Source organism: Streptococcus mitis (genome assembly GCF_001074635.1).
In the GTDB taxonomy this organism is placed as follows: domain Bacteria; phylum Bacillota; class Bacilli; order Lactobacillales; family Streptococcaceae; genus Streptococcus; species Streptococcus mitis_E.
This window is the reverse complement of sequence record NZ_JUQO01000079.1, coordinates 1-21174: the sequence shown is the minus strand read 5'-3', so window position 1 is coordinate 21174 and position 21174 is coordinate 1. Positions and strand designations below refer to the sequence as shown.

At 40.4% G+C, this 21174-nt stretch carries 19 protein-coding genes; 16 read left to right on the top strand and 3 right to left on the bottom strand.

The window, feature by feature from the left end; genetic code table 11:
* Positions 1 to 2 precede the first annotated feature (2 nt).
* The 6 genes from ADI58_RS03345 (at position 3) to ADI58_RS03320 (ending at position 11041) form a co-directional block, all read left to right on the top strand.
* The gene (locus ADI58_RS03345) at positions 3 to 5879 is read left to right on the top strand and encodes a ZmpA/ZmpB/ZmpC family metallo-endopeptidase (RefSeq protein ID WP_049521451.1); all 5877 of its coding nucleotides are present in this window, start codon (positions 3 to 5) and stop codon (positions 5877 to 5879) included.
* A 73-nt stretch (positions 5880 to 5952) separates the two neighbouring features.
* Positions 5953 to 7674: an aminodeoxychorismate synthase component I gene (gene pabB, locus ADI58_RS03340; protein ID WP_049521450.1), complete on the top strand. Its 1722-nt coding sequence runs from the start codon at positions 5953 to 5955 to the stop codon at positions 7672 to 7674.
* Between the two features lie 11 nt (positions 7675 to 7685).
* Entirely contained in the window at positions 7686 to 8291 is a 606-nt protein-coding gene (locus tag ADI58_RS03335) for an alpha/beta fold hydrolase (protein WP_049521449.1), read from the top strand.
* A gap of 49 nt (positions 8292 to 8340) precedes the next feature.
* The gene (locus ADI58_RS03330; protein ID WP_080982447.1) at positions 8341 to 9033 is read left to right on the top strand and encodes an excalibur calcium-binding domain-containing protein; all 693 of its coding nucleotides are present in this window, start codon (positions 8341 to 8343) and stop codon (positions 9031 to 9033) included.
* Between the two features lie 111 nt (positions 9034 to 9144).
* Positions 9145 to 10104 (top strand): ROK family glucokinase, encoded by a 960-nt coding sequence (locus ADI58_RS03325; RefSeq protein WP_049521448.1) that lies wholly within the window; start codon positions 9145 to 9147, stop codon positions 10102 to 10104.
* A gap of 97 nt (positions 10105 to 10201) precedes the next feature.
* A complete protein-coding gene (locus tag ADI58_RS03320; RefSeq protein ID WP_049521447.1) occupies positions 10202 to 11041 on the top strand; it encodes a thymidylate synthase in 840 nt (279 codons plus the stop codon).
* 50 nt (positions 11042 to 11091) lie between these two features.
* Here ADI58_RS03320 and ADI58_RS03315 read toward each other — a convergent pair whose 3' ends face one another.
* Complete coding sequence (locus ADI58_RS03315; RefSeq protein ID WP_001051780.1) at positions 11092 to 11262, bottom strand: DUF3042 family protein; 171 nt, start codon at positions 11260 to 11262, stop codon at positions 11092 to 11094.
* Between the two features lie 120 nt (positions 11263 to 11382).
* On the opposite strand from ADI58_RS03315, the gene miaA reads away from it, so the two are divergent.
* The 5 genes from miaA to ADI58_RS03290 are packed head-to-tail and all read left to right on the top strand — an operon-like array spanning position 11383 to position 15834.
* The gene (miaA, locus tag ADI58_RS03310) at positions 11383 to 12267 is read left to right on the top strand and encodes a tRNA (adenosine(37)-N6)-dimethylallyltransferase MiaA (protein ID WP_049521446.1); all 885 of its coding nucleotides are present in this window, start codon (positions 11383 to 11385) and stop codon (positions 12265 to 12267) included.
* Positions 12260 to 13498, top strand: coding sequence for a GTPase HflX (gene hflX / locus ADI58_RS03305; protein WP_049521445.1), 1239 nt, complete (start codon positions 12260 to 12262; stop codon positions 13496 to 13498). Before miaA ends, hflX begins: the two co-directional genes overlap by 8 nt.
* Positions 13491 to 14114, top strand: coding sequence for a cystathionine beta-lyase (locus ADI58_RS03300; protein WP_049521444.1), 624 nt, complete (start codon positions 13491 to 13493; stop codon positions 14112 to 14114). Before hflX ends, ADI58_RS03300 begins: the two co-directional genes overlap by 8 nt.
* A 14-nt stretch (positions 14115 to 14128) precedes the next feature.
* Positions 14129 to 15058 (top strand): ribonuclease Z, encoded by a 930-nt coding sequence (rnz, locus tag ADI58_RS03295; RefSeq protein WP_049521443.1) that lies wholly within the window; start codon positions 14129 to 14131, stop codon positions 15056 to 15058.
* 20 nt (positions 15059 to 15078) lie between these two features.
* Positions 15079 to 15834: an SDR family NAD(P)-dependent oxidoreductase gene (locus ADI58_RS03290; RefSeq protein WP_049521442.1), complete on the top strand. Its 756-nt coding sequence runs from the start codon at positions 15079 to 15081 to the stop codon at positions 15832 to 15834.
* Between the two features lie 53 nt (positions 15835 to 15887).
* Here ADI58_RS03290 and ADI58_RS03285 read toward each other — a convergent pair whose 3' ends face one another.
* Positions 15888 to 16796, bottom strand: a complete 909-nt coding sequence (locus ADI58_RS03285) for a LysR family transcriptional regulator (RefSeq protein WP_001222592.1) — start codon at positions 16794 to 16796, stop codon at positions 15888 to 15890.
* A gap of 63 nt (positions 16797 to 16859) precedes the next feature.
* Between ADI58_RS03285 and ADI58_RS03280 the strand changes: the two genes are divergently transcribed.
* The 3 genes from ADI58_RS03280 to ADI58_RS03270 all read left to right on the top strand — a co-directional run bounded on the left by ADI58_RS03280 (position 16860) and on the right by ADI58_RS03270 (position 17825).
* Positions 16860 to 17129, top strand: coding sequence for a YqgQ family protein (locus ADI58_RS03280; protein ID WP_000051787.1), 270 nt, complete (start codon positions 16860 to 16862; stop codon positions 17127 to 17129).
* Positions 17129 to 17509 (top strand): rhodanese-like domain-containing protein, encoded by a 381-nt coding sequence (locus tag ADI58_RS03275; protein ID WP_000259256.1) that lies wholly within the window; start codon positions 17129 to 17131, stop codon positions 17507 to 17509. The genes ADI58_RS03280 and ADI58_RS03275 overlap by 1 nt, the downstream gene beginning before the upstream one ends.
* A gap of 88 nt (positions 17510 to 17597) precedes the next feature.
* Positions 17598 to 17825, top strand: a complete 228-nt coding sequence (locus tag ADI58_RS03270) for a hypothetical protein (RefSeq protein WP_000660077.1) — start codon at positions 17598 to 17600, stop codon at positions 17823 to 17825.
* 39 nt (positions 17826 to 17864) lie between these two features.
* On the opposite strand, the gene ADI58_RS03265 is transcribed toward ADI58_RS03270, so the two are convergent.
* Positions 17865 to 18590 (bottom strand): 16S rRNA pseudouridine(516) synthase, encoded by a 726-nt coding sequence (locus tag ADI58_RS03265; protein WP_049521441.1) that lies wholly within the window; start codon positions 18588 to 18590, stop codon positions 17865 to 17867.
* A gap of 161 nt (positions 18591 to 18751) precedes the next feature.
* Between ADI58_RS03265 and typA the strand changes: the two genes are divergently transcribed.
* Positions 18752 to 20593: a translational GTPase TypA gene (gene typA, locus ADI58_RS03260; protein ID WP_000164111.1), complete on the top strand. Its 1842-nt coding sequence runs from the start codon at positions 18752 to 18754 to the stop codon at positions 20591 to 20593.
* A 19-nt stretch (positions 20594 to 20612) separates the two neighbouring features.
* Positions 20613 to 20867 carry a DUF3165 family protein gene (locus ADI58_RS03255; protein ID WP_023932983.1) on the top strand — a complete coding sequence of 85 codons (255 nt, stop codon included), beginning with the start codon at positions 20613 to 20615 and terminating at the stop codon, positions 20865 to 20867.
* Positions 20868 to 21174 lie beyond the last annotated feature (307 nt).

Below are 21174 nucleotides of genomic sequence, written 5' to 3'. Positions count from 1 at the left end.
GAATGAAAAAAACAAAACAACAACTAGAAAAAATTACCAAATATTCGATTCGTAAGCTAACTGTTGGGGTAGGTCCTGTAGCTATCGGGGCCTTCCTTTTTGGTGCCAGTACCCTTTCGGTAGATAAGGTTCAGGCCAATGAAGTTGGTGGTGCTCATAGCGTTCATTACCGTTATTTAGCGGAGCAGGAATTAACCGAGTCTGAGAAAGCCCTGATTCACCATGAGGTTCCAACAGAATTTCAAGATGATGATATTCTTTATGTAGTTTATCGTAAGAAGACAACTAACAGTCAACAACTTCCTTACACAGGAAGTAAGGAAGTTGCTTTAGCAGGTCTTGGCTTGGCTACTGCTTCTCTAGCAGTCTTTTTGGTGTCTAAAAAAGGTCGTAGAGAAGTCCTAGGTGTTCTCTTGATTGGTTCTTTAGGAGCCAGCACCTTTATACCTTATGGGACATTTGCATTTGAAAATAAAGAATTGCTTTCTTATAACCAAACTATTTCAGCCTCTACACATGAAGGTTTGGCTGAAGGGATTATCCACATTGATGGCTATGAATACATTGGCTACTTCAAGGAAGCAGAACTTCATCCATCAAGCCCAGTTTCAGCTGAACAGCCTCAGTTGCCAGTAGAGAAGCAAAGTTCAAAAGAAAATGAGAAAACTGAAGTCGTTCAAGAAAGAGCTGCGGTTACTCCAGAAACTGTCGTTGAAAAACCTGTAGTGGAGACTCCAGTTGGTCCCGCTACTGAAGAAAAACCAGTTTCTGAGAAACCTCAGACAAGACAGGAAGAGAGCTTGGTGGAGATTCCTTTTGAAACGGTCACAAGCCCAGAAACGAATCTAGCAGAAGGACAGACTCGTATCGTCACAGCCGGAGTAAATGGTCAGCGTAGAATTGTAACCAAAGTTTCGGTGGTCAATGGTCAAGAAGTTAGAGAAGTCATCGAAGATCAAGTGGTTCAAAATCCTGTGTCGCAAGTCATTGCAGTCGGAACTAAGAAAGAGGTGCAACCTGCCCCAACTCCAGTACCACAAGCTGAACCAAGTCATCAAGTAGCTAAAGGAACCCAAGAGGCAGGTAAGGAAGGTCAATCTTTAACGCAATCCGAATTGCCAGAGGCTACAGTAGAGTCTAAAGGTACCCAAGAAGAAGGTAGAGAAGGCCAAGCCCTAACGCAACCCGAATTACCAGAAGCTCCAGTTGAAGTGAAAGGTACTCAAGAAGAAGGTAAGGAAGGCCAAGCTTTAGTACAGCCAGAACTTCCTGAATATAAAGAACCAGTTTCAACTAAAGGAACACAAGAACCCGAACATGAAATGAAGTCTCCAGTGCTAGACTTACCAGAATATAAAGTAACAACTGGTACAGTTGAGAAATCTACTGAAAGTGAATTAGATTTCACAACAGAAGTAGTTCCTGACGACACAAAATATGTGGGTGAAGAGGTAGTTGAACGTCAAGGTACTAAAGGAGTTCAAGTTACGAAAACAACTTATGAAACAGTAGAAGGTGTTGAAACAGATAAAGTCCTTTCTACAACGACAGAAGTAAAAACTCCCGCTGTTTCTAAAGTCGTTAAAAAAGGTACGAAACCTATTGAAGGAACAAAAGTTGAGACAAGAGAAGAAGTCATTCCTTTTGCTACAAAAACAGAAGATGATGACACTTTAAAACGTGGAACAACTAAAGTTGCTCAAGAAGGTGTAGACGGTAAGAAACAAATTACTGAAACCTATAAAACGATTCGTGGAGAAAAAACAAGTGAAGCTCCAACAGTAGAAGAAAAAGTTATCTTACAACCTCAAGATAAAATTATTAAGAATGGTACAAAAGGTTTAGAAAAACCAACATTACAGTGGGCTAATACTGAAAAAGATATCTTGAAGAAGAGCGCTGCAGCTAGTTATACATTGAATAAACCAGCTGGAGTAGAAATTAAATCAATTAAATTAGCGTTAAAAGATAAAGATGGACAACTTGTTAAAGAAGTAACGGTAGAAGAAAATAAATTAAACGCTACTTTAGATAAATTGAAATATTATCAAGGTTACACTCTATCCACAACAATGGTTTATGATCGTGGAGAAGGCGAAGAAACTGAGAAATTAGAAGATAAACAAATTCAATTAGACCTTAAAAAAGTTGAAATCAAAAATATTAAAGAAACAAGCTTAATGAGTGTGGATGCTGAAGGAAATGAAACAGATAAGAGCTTATTATCTGAAAAGCCGACAGACGTTTCTCCATTGTATTTACGTGTAACAACTCATGACAACAAAGTGACAAGACTTGCAGTAAGTTCAGTTGAAGAAGTTGTTGTTGATGGAAAAACATTGTACAAAGTTGTAGCCAAAGCTCCAGACTTAGTTCAACGTAGAGACGATGATACACTAAGCGAAGAGTATGTACATTACTTTGAAAAACAAAAAGCAAAAGAAGGTAATGTATACTACAATTTCAAAGAATTAATTGAAGATATGCAAAAAACTCCAAATGGTGAGTTCAAGTTGGGTACGGACTTAACTGCTGCAAATGTTCCGACTCCGAATAAACAATACGTGACGAACATTTTTAAAGGGAAGTTGTATAGTGAAGGTGACAAACGTTATACCATTCACAACCTAGCTCGACCATTGTTCAACCGTGTTGAAAATGCTCATATTCATGACATCAACTTTGGTAATGTGAATATCAATATGCCGTGGGCTGATAAAACAGCTCCACTTGGGGATATGTTTAAGAACTCAACGATTGAGAATATTAAAGTTACGGGTAATGTGGTTGGTAATAACGACGTTACAGGCATGGTCAACAAACTAGATGAATCCAATATGCGTAATGTAGCCTTTATCGGTAACATCACAAGCGTGGGTAACAAAGGTTGGTGGTCTGGTGGACTTGTAAGTGAAAGCTGGAGAAGTAATGTAGACAGTTCTTATGTTGACGCGAACATTAAAGCTAACAATGCTAAATTTGGTGGACTTGTTGCCAAAGTCAACCATGGTGGAAATCCAAATGATGTTAAACAAAAAGGTCGATTAACAAAATCTGTTGTCAAAGGTACCATGACGCTTCAAACGAACAATCAAAGTGGTGGTTTAATTCATGAAAACTATGATTGGGGTTGGGTTGAAAATAACGTCAGCATGATGAAAGTGACAAATGGTGAAATGATGTATGGTTCAGGATCGGTTGACTCAGGTGACCCATACTTCGGATTTGATTACTTCAAGAACAATGTGTATGTGAATGATGTTGCATCAGGTAACGTTTCTTATAACCGTTCGAAACAAATTAAGGGTGTCGATCAAGTAGAAGCGGATAAACGTATTGCTTCGTTCAATATCACAGCTGATAAATATGAAATCACACCATATTTGACTGATAAACTGAATTATGTAGCGTATAAAGAAGACACGTATAAAACTACTCAAGATTACAATGCAGAACGTGAACTTGCATACCGTAATATTGAAAAACTTCAACCGTTCTACAATAAAGAGTGGATTATCAATCAAGGTAATAAACTTGCAGAAGGTTCAAACTTGTTAACCAAAGAAGTATTATCAGTTACAGGTATGAAAGATGGACAATTTGTAACAGACTTGTCAGATGTCGATCATATTATGATTCATTATGCTGATGGTACGAAAGAAGAAAAAGCTGTGTCACCTAAGGCTACATCAAACGTGGAACAAGTAAAAGAATATGGTATTACAGATTTAGGAGATGTAGTTTACACACCAAATATGGTGGTTAAAGACCGTACTCAATTACTAAGTGATATTAAAGCAAAACTAGATACAATTACTCTTGAATCTCCTGAAGTTCGTGCGATAACAGGTAATGTTGGAGCATTATATTTAGAAGAAAGTTTCTCAGAAGTAAAAGGAAATCTTGATAAATTAGTAAAAGCTCTTGTTGAAAATGAAGATCATCAGTTAAATGGTGATGAGGCAGCCATCAAAGCACTTCTTAAGAAAGTAGAAGATAATAAAGCTAAAATTATGATGGCACTTACTTACCTCAATCGTTATTATGGAATTGAATATGGTGACTTGAACATTAAGAATATGATGATGTTTAAACCAGACTTCTATGGTAAGACACCAAGTGTTATTGACAGATTGATTCGAATTGGCTCGCAAGAAAAGAACTTAAAGGGTGATAGAACTCAAGATGCATACCGTGAAATTATTGCAGGAGACACTGGTAAAGGTGATTTACGTAGTTTCTTAGATTATAATATGCGTCTCTTCACAAATGACACTGATCTTAATGATTGGTTTATTCACTCAGCGAAAAATGTTTATGTTGTAGAACCTGAAACAACAAATCCAGATTTCAAAAATAAACGTCATCGTGTCTTTGATGGTCTGAATAATAATATGCATGCACGTATGATTTTACCATTATTGAACTTGAAGAAAGCACATATCTTTATGATTTCAACCTATAATACTATGGCTTATAGTTCATTTGAAAAATATGGTAAAAATACAGAAGCTGAACGTGAAGCGTTCAAAGAACGTATTAATTATGTAGCTAAAGCTCAACAAACATACTTAGACTTCTGGTCACGTCTTGCACTTCCGAATGTTCGAGATAGACTTCTTAAGAGTCAAAATATGGTTCCTACACCTGTATGGGATAATCAAGCTTATGCAGGTATTAAGGATGCTAATCGTCGTGGATATGGTACAGATGGTAAGGTAGCGACACCAATTCGTGAGTTATTTGGCCCAACAGATAGATGGCATCAAATTAATTGGAATATGGGAGCTATGGCTAAAGTCTATGCAAATCCATATGAAGATGAACAAGTTTTCTTCATGGTAACAAATATGTTAGAGGACTTTGGTATTTCAGCATTTACACATGAAACAACACACGTAAATGACCGTATGGCATATCTTGGTGGTCATAGACATCGTCCAGGTACAGATCTTGAAGCATATGCGCAAGGTATGTTACAAACACCTGATAAATCAACATATAATGGTGAGTATGGAGCATTAGGTATTAACATGGCTTATCATCGTCAAAATGATGGAGATCAATGGTATAATCCAGATCCTGATAAATTACAAACTCGTGAACAAATCGATCACTACATGAAGAACTATAATGATGCTCTTATGATGTTAGACCATCTTGAAGCTGATGCTGTATTACCGCAGTTAAAAGGAAATACAAGTCGTTGGTTCAAGAAAATGGATCGACAATACCGTAGTGGAAATTCAGGTCATCAGTTCGATAAAATTCGTGAGTTGACAGAGGATGAGAAAAAAATCACCATCAATACAATTGATGACTTAGTTACTAATAACCTAATGACGAAACATGGCGCTCCTGGTGACGGTACTTATAACCCAACGGACTTCAGCTCTGCTTATGTCAATATGAATATGATGACAGGTATCTATGGCGGTAATACAAGTCAAGGTGCTCCTGGTGCGGCATCATTTAAACATAATACATTCCGTATGTGGGGTTACTTCGGATATGAGAATGGATTTGTTGGATATGCTTCTAGTAAGTATCAAGATGCAGCTAATAAAGAAAATAATAAGATGTTAGGTGATGACTTCATTATCAAGAAAGTTTCTAATAACAGATTTAGTACTCTTGAAGAATGGAAAAAAGCTTATTATCAAGAAGTGAAAGCAAAAGCTGACAAAGGATTTACTGCAATTGAAATTGATGGTAAACAAATTACTAATTATGCTGAGCTAAAAGTCTTATTTGATAAGGCGGTTGAGGCTGACCTAGCAGGTGGAGGAACAGCTAAAACTGTAGAGCTTAAATCAAAAGTCTTTAAAGCACTTCTTAAGAATACAGACGGATTCTCAGGAAATCTTTTTAAAGCATAGATTGTATTAAATAGATGAGTAAAAAGGTAGATTAAGTTTTTCTTGATCTGCCTTTTTATGCTATACTTAAGGTATGCATAGAAAAACAGTGATTGATTTTAGGGCTTTGGGGGAGAGATACACCTTTACCCAGCCGATTAAAGAGTTGAAAACGAGAAATGTAGCAGAAGTGTCAGACTTGCTGGCACAAGTGGAAAGCTACCAAGAGCAAGGCTATTATGTGGTGGGCTATGTCAGCTACGAGGCTGCACCTGCTTTTGAAGAGAAACTAGCAGTTCACAAGGCACCTTTATTGGACGAGTATTTACTTTACTTTACTGTTCATGATAGGGTGGAGACCTCCCCTATTCCCTTGACTTATGATGAGGTTGATTTGCCTTCAAATTGGCAGGAAGTAACATCTGCAGATGACTATGAAAAAGCCATTGCTCAGATTCATCATCATTTGCGGCAGGGGGACACCTATCAGGTTAACTACACCGTCCAACTCAAGCAGGACTTAAGTGCTAATCCTTTTGCTATCTACAATCGTATGGTGGTAGAGCAGGAGGCAGGCTACAATGCTTATGTGGAACATGATGAGATGGCAGTGATTTCCATGAGCCCAGAGCTCTTTTTTGAGCAAAATGACCGTGAGTTGACAACACGACCAATGAAGGGAACAACTCAGCGTGGGATCACCGACCAAGAAGACCTTGCCCAAGCTAGTTGGTTGGAGCAGGATCCCAAAAATCGCTCTGAAAATATGATGATCGTGGACCTCTTGCGCAATGATATGAACCGTATTTCTGAGGTGGGGAGTGAGCATGTGGAGCGTTTGTGTCAAGTGGAGCAGTATTCGACTGTCTGGCAGATGACTTCGACTATTAAAAGTCAAGTTCGATCAGATGTGGATTTAGTTGAAATTTTCCGCTCACTCTTTCCTTGCGGTTCTATAACTGGCGCACCAAAGATAGCGACTATGGAAATCATCAAGAACTTAGAGCCTCAAGCACGTGGTGTTTACTGTGGGACCATTGGTATCTTGCTTCCAAATGGACGGAGGATTTTTAATGTGGCCATTCGTACCATTCAACTTCACAAGGGTCAAGCCATTTATGGAGTTGGTGGGGGAATCACTTGGGACAGCACCTGGGAGTCTGAATATCGTGAGGTTCATCAAAAGGCTGCTGTGCTTTATCGGAAACAAATCCCTTTTCAGCTTATTACGACAGGGAAAATTAGTCAGAACCATTTGCTATTTAAAGAAGAGCATATAGAAAGACTCAGAAAGGCTAGTCGCTATTTTGCCTATCCTTTTAATCCAGAATACTTGAGACAAAGGATAGAGGAAGAGTGTCAGGCTTGTGATGCTAATCAAGATTACCGCTTGCGTATTTCTCTCGACAAGTCTGGAGAGATAGAACTCAGTCGTCAAGTATTAACACCCCTTAGTCCAAGTTTTTGTCAGGCCAAACTTTACCTTCAGGAAACCAATTTGCAACAAGCCTTTACCTATTTTAAAACGACTTATAGACCGCATTTGAACCTAGGGAAGCAAGAGATTATTTACCACAATAAGTCTGGAGAACTTCTTGAAACCTCTATCGGAAATTTGGTTCTGAAAATCGCTGGGAAACTCTACACACCGCCTATCGAACTTGGAATCTTACCAGGAATTTATCGTCAGCATTTGCTAGAAACAGGACAGGTAGAAGAGAAAGTCTTGACCTTGGCAGATTTAGCCCAAGCAGAAGCTATTTACGGCTGTAATGCAGTGAGAGGCTTGTATGAATTAAGCCTAGAGGAGAACTAAATAAAACTGGTATTTTACACGGGCTAGGGCAGTCAGCAGAGAGTTGGAAAGAAGTTCGAAATCTACTGACAGATTATCCTTCTGAGGCTATCGAGTTATTTCCTTCTACAGTTAGCAACTATCAACAAGCCAAGGAACGAGTTTATCAGCATCTAGCTCAAGAGACAGAACCTTTTATTTTGGTTGGATTGTCTTTAGGTGCGGCCCTGGCACTAGAACTTTCCAGTTATGATTTACCAAATCTTCAAGGTTTAGTTTTGTCAGGTTGCCCTCTGAAATTAGCTGGAAATATCTTATTTAAAATCCAGTTGATGATTTTTAAACTACTTCCAAAAAGTTTTTTTGAAAAACGGGGAGCAAACAAAGCTCTTATGGTCGGAGTTTCTGAGGAATTGAAGACACTTGATTTAACGGCTATATCAAGAACTTGTCCTTATCCAACCTTACTAATTTGTGGTAGCAAAGATAAACCGAATCTTAGTTCTATGAGAAGTCTTCATAAATTAATATCAGAATCCCAATTTCAGATTATCCCAGACGGCCCTCATGTTTTGAACGAAGCTAAACCAGAAGAGTTTGCTGGGACAGTCAAAGATTTTCTTGAATTGTTAAAGTAAGTTTTGTAAAATAATATTGAAATCGATAACATTGTTATAGGAGAAAGAAATGAACAAACGTCTATTTTTAAAAATGAGTCTGGCTACCTTGCCAGTTTTAGCCTTGTTTTCACAACCTGTGTTAGCAGAAGAAAACATTCATTTTTCTAGTTGTAAGGAAGCTTGGGCGAATGGATACGCGGATATTCATGAGGGAGAACCTGGTTATTCTGCCAAGTTAGACCGTGATCATGATGGTGTGGCGTGTGAATTGAAAAATGCCCCAAAAGGTGCTTTCAAAGCAAAACAATCAACGGCGGCTCAAACTGATACAAGTTCAGCAACAGCAAGTGGCTGGGTTAAGCAGGACGGTGCTTGGTACTACTTTGATGAAAATGGAAATCCAGTGAAAAATGCTTGGCAGGGAAGCTATTACCTGAAAGCTGATGGTAAAATGGCACAGAGCGAATGGATTTATGACTCTTCTTATCAAGCTTGGTATTATTTGAAATCAGATGGTTCTTATGCAAAGAATGCATGGCAAGGAGATTATTACCTTAAATCAAACGGTAAAATGGCACAAGGTGAATGGATTTATGACTCTTCTTACCAAGCCTGGTATTACTTGAAATCAGATGGTTCATACGCTCGCAATACATGGCAAGGCAATTACTATTTGAAATCAGATGGCAAAATGGCTAAAAATGAGAGAGTTGATGGAGGTCGTTACTATGTCGATGCTTCAGGTCTCTGGAAACCATAAGTCAGGATAAAATTCAGAAAGTTAATGCAAACCTTTGCATAAACGATTAGTTTTTGTTATACTATATCTGTAAGCATTTTCAGTTAATTCATAATGAAAAAGGAGAATATGATGAGTCAAAAGATTATTGGGATTGACCTTGGTGGAACTTCTATCAAATTTGCAATCTTGACAACAGCAGGAGAAATCCAAGAAAAATGGTCAATCAAGACCAACATTTTGGATGAGGGAAGCCATATCGTTGATGATATGATTGAGTCTATTCAACATCGTTTGGACTTACTTGGATTGGCAGCAGCAGACTTCCAAGGTATTGGAATGGGATCACCAGGTGTGGTTGATCGTGAAAAAGGAACTGTTATTGGTGCCTACAACTTGAACTGGAAAACTCTTCAACCAATTAAAGAAAAAATTGAAAAAGCCTTGGGTATTCCATTCTTCATCGATAATGATGCCAACGTGGCAGCTCTTGGTGAACGTTGGATGGGTGCTGGAGATAACCAACCAGACGTTGTCTTTATGACACTCGGTACTGGTGTTGGTGGCGGTATTGTCGCAGAAGGAAAATTGCTTCACGGTGTGGCTGGTGCAGCAGGTGAGCTTGGCCATATCACTGTTGACTTTGATCAACCAATCGCATGTACTTGCGGTAAGAAAGGTTGCCTTGAGACAGTTGCTTCTGCAACAGGTATTGTCAACTTGACTCGTCGCTATGCCGATGAATACGAAGGCGATGCAGCCTTGAAACGCTTGATTGATAACGGAGAAGAAGTAACTGCTAAGACGGTCTTTGATCTTGCAAAAGAAGGAGACGACCTTGCTTTAATCGTTTACCGTAACTTCTCACGTTACTTAGGAATCGCTTGTGCCAACATCGGTTCAATCCTAAACCCATCAACAATAGTCATCGGTGGTGGGGTGTCAGCTGCAGGAGAATTCCTTCTACAAGGTATTCAAAAAGTCTACGACGAAAATAGCTTCCCACAAGTACGCACATCAACAAAATTGGCTCTTGCAACTCTAGGAAATGACGCTGGGGTTATCGGGGCAGCATCACTTGTATTGCAATAAAATAAAAAAGGAGAAAATTGCTTTCCAGAAGCGAGTGATTTTCCTCCTTTCTTTTTTTATGCTATACTAGTTAGGACAATGAATGAGGTGAAATGAAATGACCAAAGCAGATACGATTTTTAAAGAAAATATTGAACGCATTCTAAAGGAAGGTGTTTTCTCAGAACAGGCTCGTCCTAAGTACAAGGACGGAACCGTTGCCAACTCTAAATATGTGACAGGTGCCTTTGCCGAGTATGATTTGGCTAAGGGTGAATTTCCCATTACAACCTTGCGTCCTATCGCTATCAAATCCGCCATCAAGGAAGTTCTCTGGATCTACCAAGATCAGTCAAATAGCCTAGACGTGCTTAATGACAAGTACAACGTTCACTACTGGAATGACTGGGAAGTGGGAGATACAGGAACTATTGGTGAGCGTTACGGGGCAGTCGTTAAGAAACACGATATCATCAATAAGCTTCTCAAACAGTTGGAAGCCAATCCTTGGAATCGTCGGAATATTATCTCCCTTTGGGATTACCAAGCTTTCGAAGAAACAGAAGGCCTACTCCCATGCGCCTTTCAGACTATGTTTGATGTCCGCCGTGTTGATGGGGAAATCTATCTGGATGCGACCTTGACTCAGCGCTCGAATGATATGTTGGTGGCCCACCACATCAATGCTATGCAGTATGTGGCTCTTCAAATGATGATTGCCAAACATTTTGGCTGGAAGCTTGGGAAGTTCTTCTACTTTATCAACAATCTCCATATCTATGACAATCAATTTGAACAAGCTCAGGAATTGCTTCGTCGTGAGCCGTCTGACTGCCAACCACGCTTGGTTTTGAATGTTCCTGATGGGACTAATTTCTTTGATATCAAAGCAGAAGATTTTGAATTGGTGGATTATGACCCTGTCAAGCCACAGTTGAAGTTTGACCTAGCTATTTAAAAGAATAGAAAAAAGAAGTTGAGAAAATAAATCCCAACTTCTTTTGTTTCTTAACGTGATACGCGACGACGAGCTGCTTTTTTACGGTTTTCTTCGATGAAAGCTGCTTTTTGCTCTTCTGGTTCGATCACTTTCTTTTTAAATGCGTATACTGCACCTGCAACTGCAGCGACAGTTCCTGCGACACCTGTTACAAGACCTTTAGCGAATCCTTTAGCCATGAGTCTTCCTCCTTTATCTTCTTAATTAGCCAGCCTCCTCAAGAGGTCACATTTTTCTGACTGACCTTTTTGTGTTATAATAATAGTAACGAAAAAATGGGAATTTTTCAAGGAAAAAAGATGAAAACAAAAATAATTGTGATTGTTGGACCGACTGCTGTTGGAAAAACGGCTCTTGCCATTGAAGTGGCCAAGCACTTTGGTGGGGAAGTTGTGAGTGGCGATAGTCAGCAGGTTTACCGTGGTCTAGATATTGGGACGGCTAAAGCTAGTCCAGAAGAACAGGCAGCTGTTCCCCATCATTTAATCGATGTTAGAGAGGTAACCGAGTCTTACTCGGCTTTTGATTTTGTTTCAGAAGCTAAGATGGCTATTGAGGATATTCACAGCCGTGGCAAGCTAGCCATTATAGCTGGTGGAACGGGGCTTTACATCCAGAGTTTACTTGAAGGTTACCATCTGGGGGGGGAGACACCTCATGAGGAGATTTTAGCCTATCGGGCTAGTTTGGAGCCTTATACAGATGAGGAATTAGCCTATCTTGTGGAGCAAGCAGGCCTTGAAATTCCCCAGTTTAATCGTCGTCGTGCTATGCGTGCCTTGGAAATTGCCCATTTTGGTCAGGACTTGGAAAATCAAGAGACCTTGTATGAACCGCTGATCATCTGCTTGGATGATGAACGCAGTCAGCTTTATGAACGTATCAACCATCGAGTTGATTTGATGTTTGAAGCTGAACTTCTAGACGAAGCTAAGTGGCTTTTTGACCATTACCCTGAAGTTCAGGCTGCTAAAGGAATTGGCTATAAGGAACTCTTTCCGTATTTCCGTGGAGAGCAGACCTTGGAGGAAGCTAGTGAGAGTCTCAAACAGGCGACCCGTCGTTTTGCCAAGCGTCAGTTGACCTGGTTCCGTAATCGTATGCAGGTCACCTTTTATCAGATTGGAGAGTCTGGTGTGCAGGAGCGTATTTTTAGCCAGATTGAGGAGTTTTTAGATGATTGAAACGGAGAAAAAAGAGGAACGCGTCCTGCTGATCGGTGTGGAATTGCAGGGCATGGACAATTTTGACCTCTCTATGGAAGAATTGGCCAGTCTAGCCAAGACGGCTGGTGCAGTCGTAGTGGATAGCTACAGACAAAAGCGTGAAAAGTATGACTCCAAGACCTTTGTCGGCTCTGGTAAGTTGGAAGAAATTGCGCTCATGGTGGATGCAGAAGAAATTACCACTGTCATCGTTAATAACCGTCTGACCCCACGGCAAAATGTTAATCTAGAGGAAGTTCTGGGTGTCAAGGTCATTGACCGTATGCAGTTGATTCTAGATATCTTTGCCATGCGGGCTCGAAGTCATGAAGGGAAACTCCAAGTGCATTTGGCTCAGCTCAAGTATCTTTTGCCTCGCTTGGTTGGTCAGGGGATTATGCTCAGCCGTCAGGCAGGGGGAATTGGTTCCCGTGGACCTGGTGAAAGCCAGCTGGAGCTGAACCGTCGTAGCGTTCGCAATCAAATCACAGATATCGAGCGCCAGCTCAAGGTGGTTGAGAAAAATCGAGCGACAGTCAGAGAAAAACGCTTGGAGTCTAGCACCTTTAAGATTGGTTTGATTGGTTATACCAATGCTGGGAAGTCAACTATCATGAACACTTTGACCAGTAAGATCCAGTATGAAGCAGACGAGCTCTTTGCAACTCTGGACGCGACGACTAAGAGTATCCATCTGGGGGGCAATCTACAGGTGACTTTAACTGATACTGTTGGCTTTATCCAAGATTTACCGACAGAGTTGGTGTCCAGTTTTAAGTCAACCTTGGAAGAAAGCAAGCATGTGGACCTTCTGATTCATGTTATTGATGCCAGTAATCCTTACCACGAGGAGCATGAAAAAACAGTCCTGTCCATCATGAAAGACTTGGACATGGAGGATATTCCTCGCCTGACCCTCTACAATAAAGCCGATTTGGTGGAGGATTTCACGCCTACCCAAACGCCTTATGCCCTCATTTCTGCCAAGTCTGAGGATAGTCGTGAGAACTTGCAAGCTTTATTGCTAGATAAGATTAAGGAAATTTTTGAAGCATTTACCCTGCGCGTCCCTTTTTCTAAGTCCTACAAGATTCATGATTTGGAAAGTGTAGCGGTTCTGGAAGAACGTGATTATCAGGAGGACGGTGAAGTGATTACAGGCTACATTTCCGAGAAAAATAAATGGAGGTTAGAAGAATTTTATGACTGATATCAAAACATTAGCTCTAAAATATGGGGGCTATACAAGTCTGGACAAGGTCTATCTGGATCAACTTCTAGCTGGCAAGACAGAGCAGGAGCAGTTGGCACTGATCACTCCTCCGCCTAGCGTGGTCAATGCTTACTTTGCAGAACTATATCAAAAAAAGAGTCCTCAAGCTGCGACGGATTATTTTGCAGAACTCAGCCAGGAGTTGAATCTTTACAATGCTGAACCAAGTTTCACCTTTGAAAATAAGCCCTTTATTCGTCTGAATCTGTCTGGCAAGTCTTTTGGTTTTTGCTATGAGAGTGAGGATCTTGGTCGGATTTTTTCTGAAAATGAGGAAGTAATCTCGGATGACTTGCTTTTTGAAATTGCACAAATTTTCCCCCATCAACTGGTCTTGGAAGAGTCTGGCAAGATTTACATGAAGGCTGTTGGAGGTGAAGAAGTTGTTAGCATGGAGAGTCTAACAGCTTTGACTGATTTGGAAAGCTTGGCTGATGGTCGCAAGCGTCTTAAAGGTTACAGCCAAGAGGAGTTATTACAAGAAGCTACTGCTTTTTCTGGCAAGCGCTATTTCCGATCGGAAAACCGCACAGCCATGTTATATATTGATTAATTAGAAAGTATCGAATGGATATTCAATTTTTAGGAACGGGGGCTGGTCAGCCCTCTAAAGCCCGTAACGTTTCTAGTCTTGCCCTGAAACTCTTGGATGAGATTAACGAAGTCTGGCTCTTTGACTGTGGAGAAGGAACGCAAAATCGCATTTTGGAAACCACGATTCGACCACGTAAGGTCAGCAAAATTTTTATCACCCACCTGCATGGAGACCACATTTTTGGCTTGCCAGGATTCCTTTCTAGCCGTGCCTTTCAAGCCAATGAAGAGCAGACAGATTTAGAAATCTATGGACCTCAAGGGATCAAGTCCTTTGTCTTAACCAGCCTTCGTGTGTCAGGTTCGCGCCTGCCTTACCGTATTCATTTTCATGAGTTTGACCAAGATTCTTTAGGAAAAATCCTTGAGACCGATAAATTCACGGTGTATGCAGAGGAGTTGGACCACACTATTTTCTGCGTTGGCTATCGTGTCATGCAAAAGGACTTAGAAGGAACCTTGGATGCTGAAAAGCTCAAGGCTGCTGGTGTCCCATTTGGCCCACTTTTTGGGAAAATCAAGAATGGTCAGAACGTTGTTCTTGAAGATGGGACTGAAATCAAGGCAGCAGACTATATCTCAGCTCCACGTCCAGGTAAAATTATCACTATTTTAGGAGACACTAGAAAAACGGATTCCAGTGTGCGTCTGGCTGTCAATGCCGATGTCCTTGTCCATGAATCCACTTATGGCAAGGGTGATGAAAAAATTGCTCGTAACCATGGCCACTCTACTAATATGCAAGCTGCACAAGTAGCGGTAGAAGCAGGTGCTAAACGCCTCTTGCTTAACCATATCAGTGCCCGTTTCCTCTCAAAAGATATCAGCAAGCTCAAGAAAGATGCTGCTAGCATTTTTGAAAATGTCCATGTGGTCAAAGACTTGGAGGAAGTGGAAATCTAGCAGTCACAGAAAGGATAAGTATGCCTACTATTCTCATTACTGGAGCTAGCGGTGGCCTAGCCCAAGAAATGGTTAAACTTCTGCCAAATGACCAACTCATCTTGCTTGGAAGAAATAAGGAAAAATTAGCCCAACTCTACGGAAACAATCCCTATGCAGAATTGATTGAAATTGATATTACCGATGATTCAGCCTTAGAAACTATGGTAGCAGACCTCTATCTCCGCTATGGCAAGATTGATGTCTTGATTAACAATGCAGGTTACGGAATTTTTGAGGAATTTGACCAGATTTCTGACCAAGATATTCATCAGATGTTCGAGGTCAATACCTTTGCCCTGATGAATCTATCTCGACGCCTTGCGGCTCGTATGAAGGAAAGCCGAAAAGGCCATATCATCAATATCGTCAGCATGGCAGGTTTGATTGCAACAGCTAAGTCTAGTTTGTACTCAGCAACTAAGTTTGCGGCTATTGGTTTTTCAAATGCCCTACGATTAGAACTCATGCCTTATGGTGTCTATGTGACAACGGTTAATCCAGGACCAATCCGAACAGGATTTTTTGACAAAGCGGACCCAGATGGGACTTATCTTAAGTCGGTTGACCGTTTCCTGCTAGAACCAGATACAGTGGCTAAAAAGATTGTTAAGATTATAGATAAAAATAAACGAGAACTCAATCTCCCTATGTTGTTGAACCTAGCCCATAAGTTTTATACTCTCTTCCCCAAGTTAGCTGATAAGCTGGCAGGGGAGACTTTTAATTATAAGTAAAAAGAACCAATATGCAGGTTATTGCTAGCCTACATATTGGTTCTTATTTTTTCTCAACTATCAAACTGGACTTCTTCTAGTAGATAGTCGATAAAGCGTTCGCCCATCTTAGAAAGGCTGGTTTTTTCATGCTGGATATAGACCAGCTCAATGGGGTCATCAATGTCCAGTGGGATAGAAACGATATTGTCTCCGTTGAGGTTGCTGTTCAAAATCCCTGTTGCAATGGTATATCCATCCAGACCAATCAAGAGATTAAAGAGGGTGGCACGGTCACTGACTACGATAGATTTCTTGTGGTGTTCTTGAGAAAGAATCTCTTCTGAAAAGTAGAAGGAGTTGTGCGTCCCTTGGTCATAACTCAGATAAGGGAAGTTTTCCAAATCAGACAGTTTCACCTTGTCTTTCTTTGCCAGAGGATTGGTCTTGCTGACAAAGATATGTGGCTGGGCTGTGAAGAGATGGTGAGCCAGCAGGTGATTGTCATCCAGCATTTTCGTTAAAACATCACGGTTGTAGCTGTTTAAGAAGAGGACACCGACCTCACTACGGAAGTTCTTGACGTCGTCGATAATCTCCCAAGTCCGAGTTTCACGAAGGAAGAGCTCGTATTTCTCCATATCACTTTTCTTGAGCAGAGAGACAAATGCATTGACCACAAAGGCATAGTGTTGAGACGAAACGCTAAAGAGTTCGCGGTGGGCGACAGGATTTTTATAGCGTTCCTCCAGAAGTTGAGTTTGCTCGACAACTTGACGGGCATAAGAGAGAAACTCCATCCCATCACGGGTCAAGGTGATACCCTTAGGATTACGAATAAAGATTTCAATGCCCATTTCATTTTCCAAATCTCTCACAGCATTGGAAAGACTCGGCTGGGTGATAAAGAGTTGCTTGGCTGCCTCATTCATGGAGCCAGTTTCGACGATTTTGATAATATAATGTAATTGTTGAATTCTCATGTTTTTATTGTACCACACTTGCGTCAGAATCGCCAAAGAAGATAGGAAAATCAGGGGGATTGTGTGAGTCTCTTCTTGAAAAAAACACAAAATTTTGCTAGAATGAGTCTTATGAAAACATTCTATGATGTGCAGCAATTCCTCAAACGATTTGGTATTATTGTTTATATGGGAAAACGCTTATATGATATTGAACTGATGAAACTGGAACTCTCTCGGATTTACGATGCAGGGTTGATGGACAAATTAGACTATCTAGAAGCAGAAGCGGTTCTTCGCAGAGAGCACAAGGTAGAATTGGATTATATTGAGAAAAATGGAGAAAAGAACTAATGGTTACTTGGATTTTGTGGGCACTTATACTAGCAATGTTGGCATGGATGGGCTTTAACTATCTTCGCATTCGCCGTGCGGCTAAAATTGTAGACAATGAGGAGTTTGAAGCCTTGATTCGTACGGGTCAATTGATTGATTTGCGCGACCCAGCAGAATTCCACAGAAAACATATCCTTGGGGCCCGCAATATTCCTTCAAGTCAGTTGAAGACTAGTCTTGCAGCTCTTCGTAAGGATAAACCTGTCCTTCTTTATGAAAACCAACGTGCGCAACGTGTCACAAATGCGGCCCTTTACTTGAAAAAACAAGGTTTTTCTGAGATTTATATCCTTTCTTATGGTTTGGATTCTTGGAAAGGGAAAGTGAAGACTAGCTAACCTTATTTCCAAATTAGTCGAATGATAGGATGAAGCTATTGTTTTATGGTATAATTAATTTGTATAAAATTTAAGGAGTTCTTAGAACATGAAAGAAAAGAAGAAAAATCCACTTTTTGTGGGTATTTTGTCGATTATTCTTGGTTTGTTATTTCCAATTGTAGGCCTGATTTTGGGGATCATAGGATTGGTCTTGGCTTTTTCATACCAAAAAGAATCTAGACTAGACTATAAAACAGAAAAAATTCTCAACATCGTAGGACTTGTGGTTTCTGTACTTAACTGGATTGTAGCCGTCGCAGTATTTTTTAGATAAGCAATAAACAAAAAGCTTTAAACATAAAGCTTTTTTCTTTTATCCACTTTTCTCTAAGTGATTTTTAATGATTTCCAGTTCCTCTGGATTCAAAGGACGGTAATGGCCTTCTGTTAGTTCTGTGTCTAATGTAAAATCACCGAATTGAACTCGTTTGAGAGAAGTCACCTTGACACCAACTGAGAGGAACATTTTCTTGATTTGATGAAATTTTCCTTCTGAAATGGTAATGGAGGCTTGACTGAGGGAAGGTCTTGCAGATAGAATCTCTAGTCTTGCGGGTTTACAGACAGTACCATTTAAAAAGACAATTCCTTTTTGAAAGGCTTGGATATGGTCAGGTGTTAGAAGTCCATTGACCTCAACTCGATAAGTTTTATCGACATGATATTGGGGATGGAGGAGCTGAAAGCCCAAGGGACCGTTGTCGGTCAAGAGGAGGAGACCCGTCGTATCTCGGTCCAGTCGGCCGACAGCATAGAGCTTGTCAGACTGGATGTCAGGCGGAAGCAAGTCCATGACGGTTGGAAGTTCCTTGTCTTTGTTGGCTGTAACGACACCAGCTGGCTTATGAAGCATAAGATAGGTGTGCTCATATCCTTGAATGATTTGGTCCTGAAAAAGGAGTTCTTGTAGTCCCGTATCGATATTCTGAGTTAGGGAGCGGGTTGGGCGACCATCGACTAGAATTTCTCCTTTGAGTAAGGCTTGTTTCATGGCCTTTCGGCTGATTTTTTCTTGGGCTAATAAATTATCTAAACGCATACTGTGCTTATCTTATCATAAGTCGCTTGCTTTGAAAAGGCTTGATGTGAAAAGAAAAGCAGAGTGAAAACATTTACACTTGCTTGAGTTATGTTATTTACTTGAAATTATGGTATAATCGTTCAGTTAGAAAATAAATTTTGAATATTATAGAGGAAATCATGACAAAATTAAGAGAAGATATCCGTAACATTGCGATTATCGCCCACGTTGACCACGGTAAAACAACCCTCGTTGACGAATTATTGAAACAATCAGAAACGCTTGATGCACGTACTGAATTGGCTGAGCGTGCTATGGACTCAAACGATATCGAAAAAGAGCGTGGAATTACCATTCTTGCTAAAAATACAGCCGTTGCCTACAATGGAACTCGTATCAACATCATGGATACACCAGGACACGCGGACTTCGGTGGAGAAGTTGAGCGTATCATGAAAATGGTTGACGGTGTTGTCTTGGTCGTAGATGCCTACGAAGGAACAATGCCACAGACTCGTTTTGTATTGAAAAAAGCCTTGGAACAAGATCTTGTCCCAATCGTGGTTGTCAACAAAATCGATAAACCATCAGCTCGTCCAGCTGAAGTAGTGGACGAAGTCTTGGAACTTTTCATCGAGCTTGGTGCAGATGACGACCAGCTTGATTTCCCAGTGGTTTATGCTTCAGCGATCAACGGAACTTCTTCATTGTCAGATGATCCAGCTGACCAAGAAGCTACTATGGCACCAATCTTTGACACGATTATCGACCATATTCCAGCTCCAGTAGATAACTCAGATGAGCCTTTGCAGTTCCAAGTATCACTTTTGGATTACAATGACTTCGTTGGACGTATCGGTATCGGTCGTGTCTTCCGTGGTACTGTTAAGGTTGGGGACCAAGTTACTCTGTCTAAACTTGATGGCACAACTAAAAACTTCCGTGTTACAAAACTCTTCGGTTTCTTTGGTTTGGAACGTCGTGAAATCCAAGAAGCCAAAGCAGGTGATTTGATTGCTGTTTCAGGTATGGAAGATATCTTTGTCGGTGAAACCATTACTCCGACAGACGCAGTTGAAGCTCTTCCAATCCTACACATCGATGAGCCAACTCTTCAAATGACTTTCTTGGTCAACAACTCACCATTTGCTGGTAAAGAAGGTAAATGGGTAACTTCTCGTAAGGTAGAAGAACGCTTGCAGGCTGAATTGCAAACAGACGTTTCCCTTCGTGTTGACCCAACTGATTCACCAGATAAATGGACAGTTTCAGGTCGTGGAGAATTGCACTTGTCAATCCTTATCGAAACAATGCGTCGTGAGGGCTATGAACTTCAAGTATCTCGTCCAGAGGTTATCGTAAAAGAAATCGACGGTGTTAAATGTGAGCCATTTGAACGTGTTCAAATCGATACTCCAGAAGAATACCAAGGTTCTGTTATCCAAAGTCTTTCTGAACGTAAGGGTGAAATGTTGGATATGATTTCAACTGGTAATGGTCAAACTCGGTTGGTCTTCCTTGTTCCAGCGCGTGGCTTGATCGGATACTCAACTGAGTTCTTGTCAATGACTCGTGGTTACGGTATCATGAACCATACCTTTGACCAATACTTGCCATTGATTCCAGGGGAGATTGGTGGTCGTCACCGTGGTGCTCTTGTTTCTATCGATGCTGGTAAGGCTACAACTTACTCAATCATGTCTATCGAAGAACGTGGTACGATCTTTGTCAACCCAGGTACTGAGGTTTATGAAGGAATGATCATCGGTGAAAACTCTCGTGAAAACGACTTGACAGTTAACATCACTAAGGCTAAACAAATGACCAACGTTCGTTCGGCTACTAAGGACCAAACAGCTGTTATCAAGACACCTCGTATCTTGACACTTGAAGAGTCTCTTGAGTTCTTGAACGACGATGAGTACATGGAAGTAACGCCTGAGTCTATCCGTTTGCGTAAACAAATCCTTAACAAGGCAGAGCGTGAGAAAGCTAACAAGAAGAAAAAATCAGCTGAATAAGAGCTAGAAAGAGAGAAAGATGGTCTATTTAGTCCTAGGGATTTTACTGCTCCTACTCTATGTATTTGCGACACCAGAAAGCATTAAAGGGACAGTCAATATCGTCGCTATGGTATGTATTTTAGTGGCACTCTTGGTTTTGTTGGCTCTATCTTTTCTGAAAATTTTTCAATTACCAACAGAAATGTTTCTAGCAATCGCCATGTTAATCCTAGCTTACTTTAGTGTGAGGGACATCACACTCATGCCAGTCAAAAAAAGTAAAAGAAGATAAAAAAGAGAGTTTCGGCTCTCTTTTTTTGTAGAAATTTTACAATAGTTTGAATTGCCTTTTACTATAACATCATCTTTTTTGCTTGTAAAGTATGAAGGGGAAAACTGGAATAAAATCCGCTAATGACATCTATTTTTAAGGGAACTGTAAAATTCTATTACTAATAATATTTTAGCAAAATATGTTGACAGATTATATAGAAAGTGATATATTTACGGTATAAGAAACCGATTTCAAAATAAGAAAGGATTAAATTTATACTCAATGAAAATCAAAGAGCAAACTAGGAAACTAGCCGCAGGTTGCT

Bases quoted from the DNA above. Each gene is read 5' to 3' on its own strand.
- ADI58_RS03345 (WP_049521451.1), top strand. From the start codon at position 3: ATGAAAAAAACAAAACAACAACTAGAAAAAATTACCAAATATTCGATT.
- pabB (WP_049521450.1), top strand. From the start codon at position 5,953: ATGCATAGAAAAACAGTGATTGATTTTAGGGCTTTGGGGGAGAGATAC.
- ADI58_RS03330 (WP_080982447.1), top strand. From the start codon at position 8,341: ATGAACAAACGTCTATTTTTAAAAATGAGTCTGGCTACCTTGCCAGTT.
- ADI58_RS03325 (WP_049521448.1), top strand. From the start codon at position 9,145: ATGAGTCAAAAGATTATTGGGATTGACCTTGGTGGAACTTCTATCAAA.
- ADI58_RS03320 (WP_049521447.1), top strand. From the start codon at position 10,202: ATGACCAAAGCAGATACGATTTTTAAAGAAAATATTGAACGCATTCTA.
- ADI58_RS03315 (WP_001051780.1), bottom strand. From the start codon at position 11,262: ATGGCTAAAGGATTCGCTAAAGGTCTTGTAACAGGTGTCGCAGGAACT.
- miaA (WP_049521446.1), top strand. From the start codon at position 11,383: ATGAAAACAAAAATAATTGTGATTGTTGGACCGACTGCTGTTGGAAAA.
- hflX (WP_049521445.1), top strand. From the start codon at position 12,260: ATGATTGAAACGGAGAAAAAAGAGGAACGCGTCCTGCTGATCGGTGTG.
- ADI58_RS03300 (WP_049521444.1), top strand. From the start codon at position 13,491: ATGACTGATATCAAAACATTAGCTCTAAAATATGGGGGCTATACAAGT.
- rnz (WP_049521443.1), top strand. From the start codon at position 14,129: ATGGATATTCAATTTTTAGGAACGGGGGCTGGTCAGCCCTCTAAAGCC.
- ADI58_RS03290 (WP_049521442.1), top strand. From the start codon at position 15,079: ATGCCTACTATTCTCATTACTGGAGCTAGCGGTGGCCTAGCCCAAGAA.
- ADI58_RS03285 (WP_001222592.1), bottom strand. From the start codon at position 16,796: ATGAGAATTCAACAATTACATTATATTATCAAAATCGTCGAAACTGGC.
- ADI58_RS03275 (WP_000259256.1), top strand. From the start codon at position 17,129: ATGGTTACTTGGATTTTGTGGGCACTTATACTAGCAATGTTGGCATGG.
- ADI58_RS03270 (WP_000660077.1), top strand. From the start codon at position 17,598: ATGAAAGAAAAGAAGAAAAATCCACTTTTTGTGGGTATTTTGTCGATT.
- ADI58_RS03265 (WP_049521441.1), bottom strand. From the start codon at position 18,590: ATGCGTTTAGATAATTTATTAGCCCAAGAAAAAATCAGCCGAAAGGCC.
- typA (WP_000164111.1), top strand. From the start codon at position 18,752: ATGACAAAATTAAGAGAAGATATCCGTAACATTGCGATTATCGCCCAC.
- ADI58_RS03255 (WP_023932983.1), top strand. From the start codon at position 20,613: ATGGTCTATTTAGTCCTAGGGATTTTACTGCTCCTACTCTATGTATTT.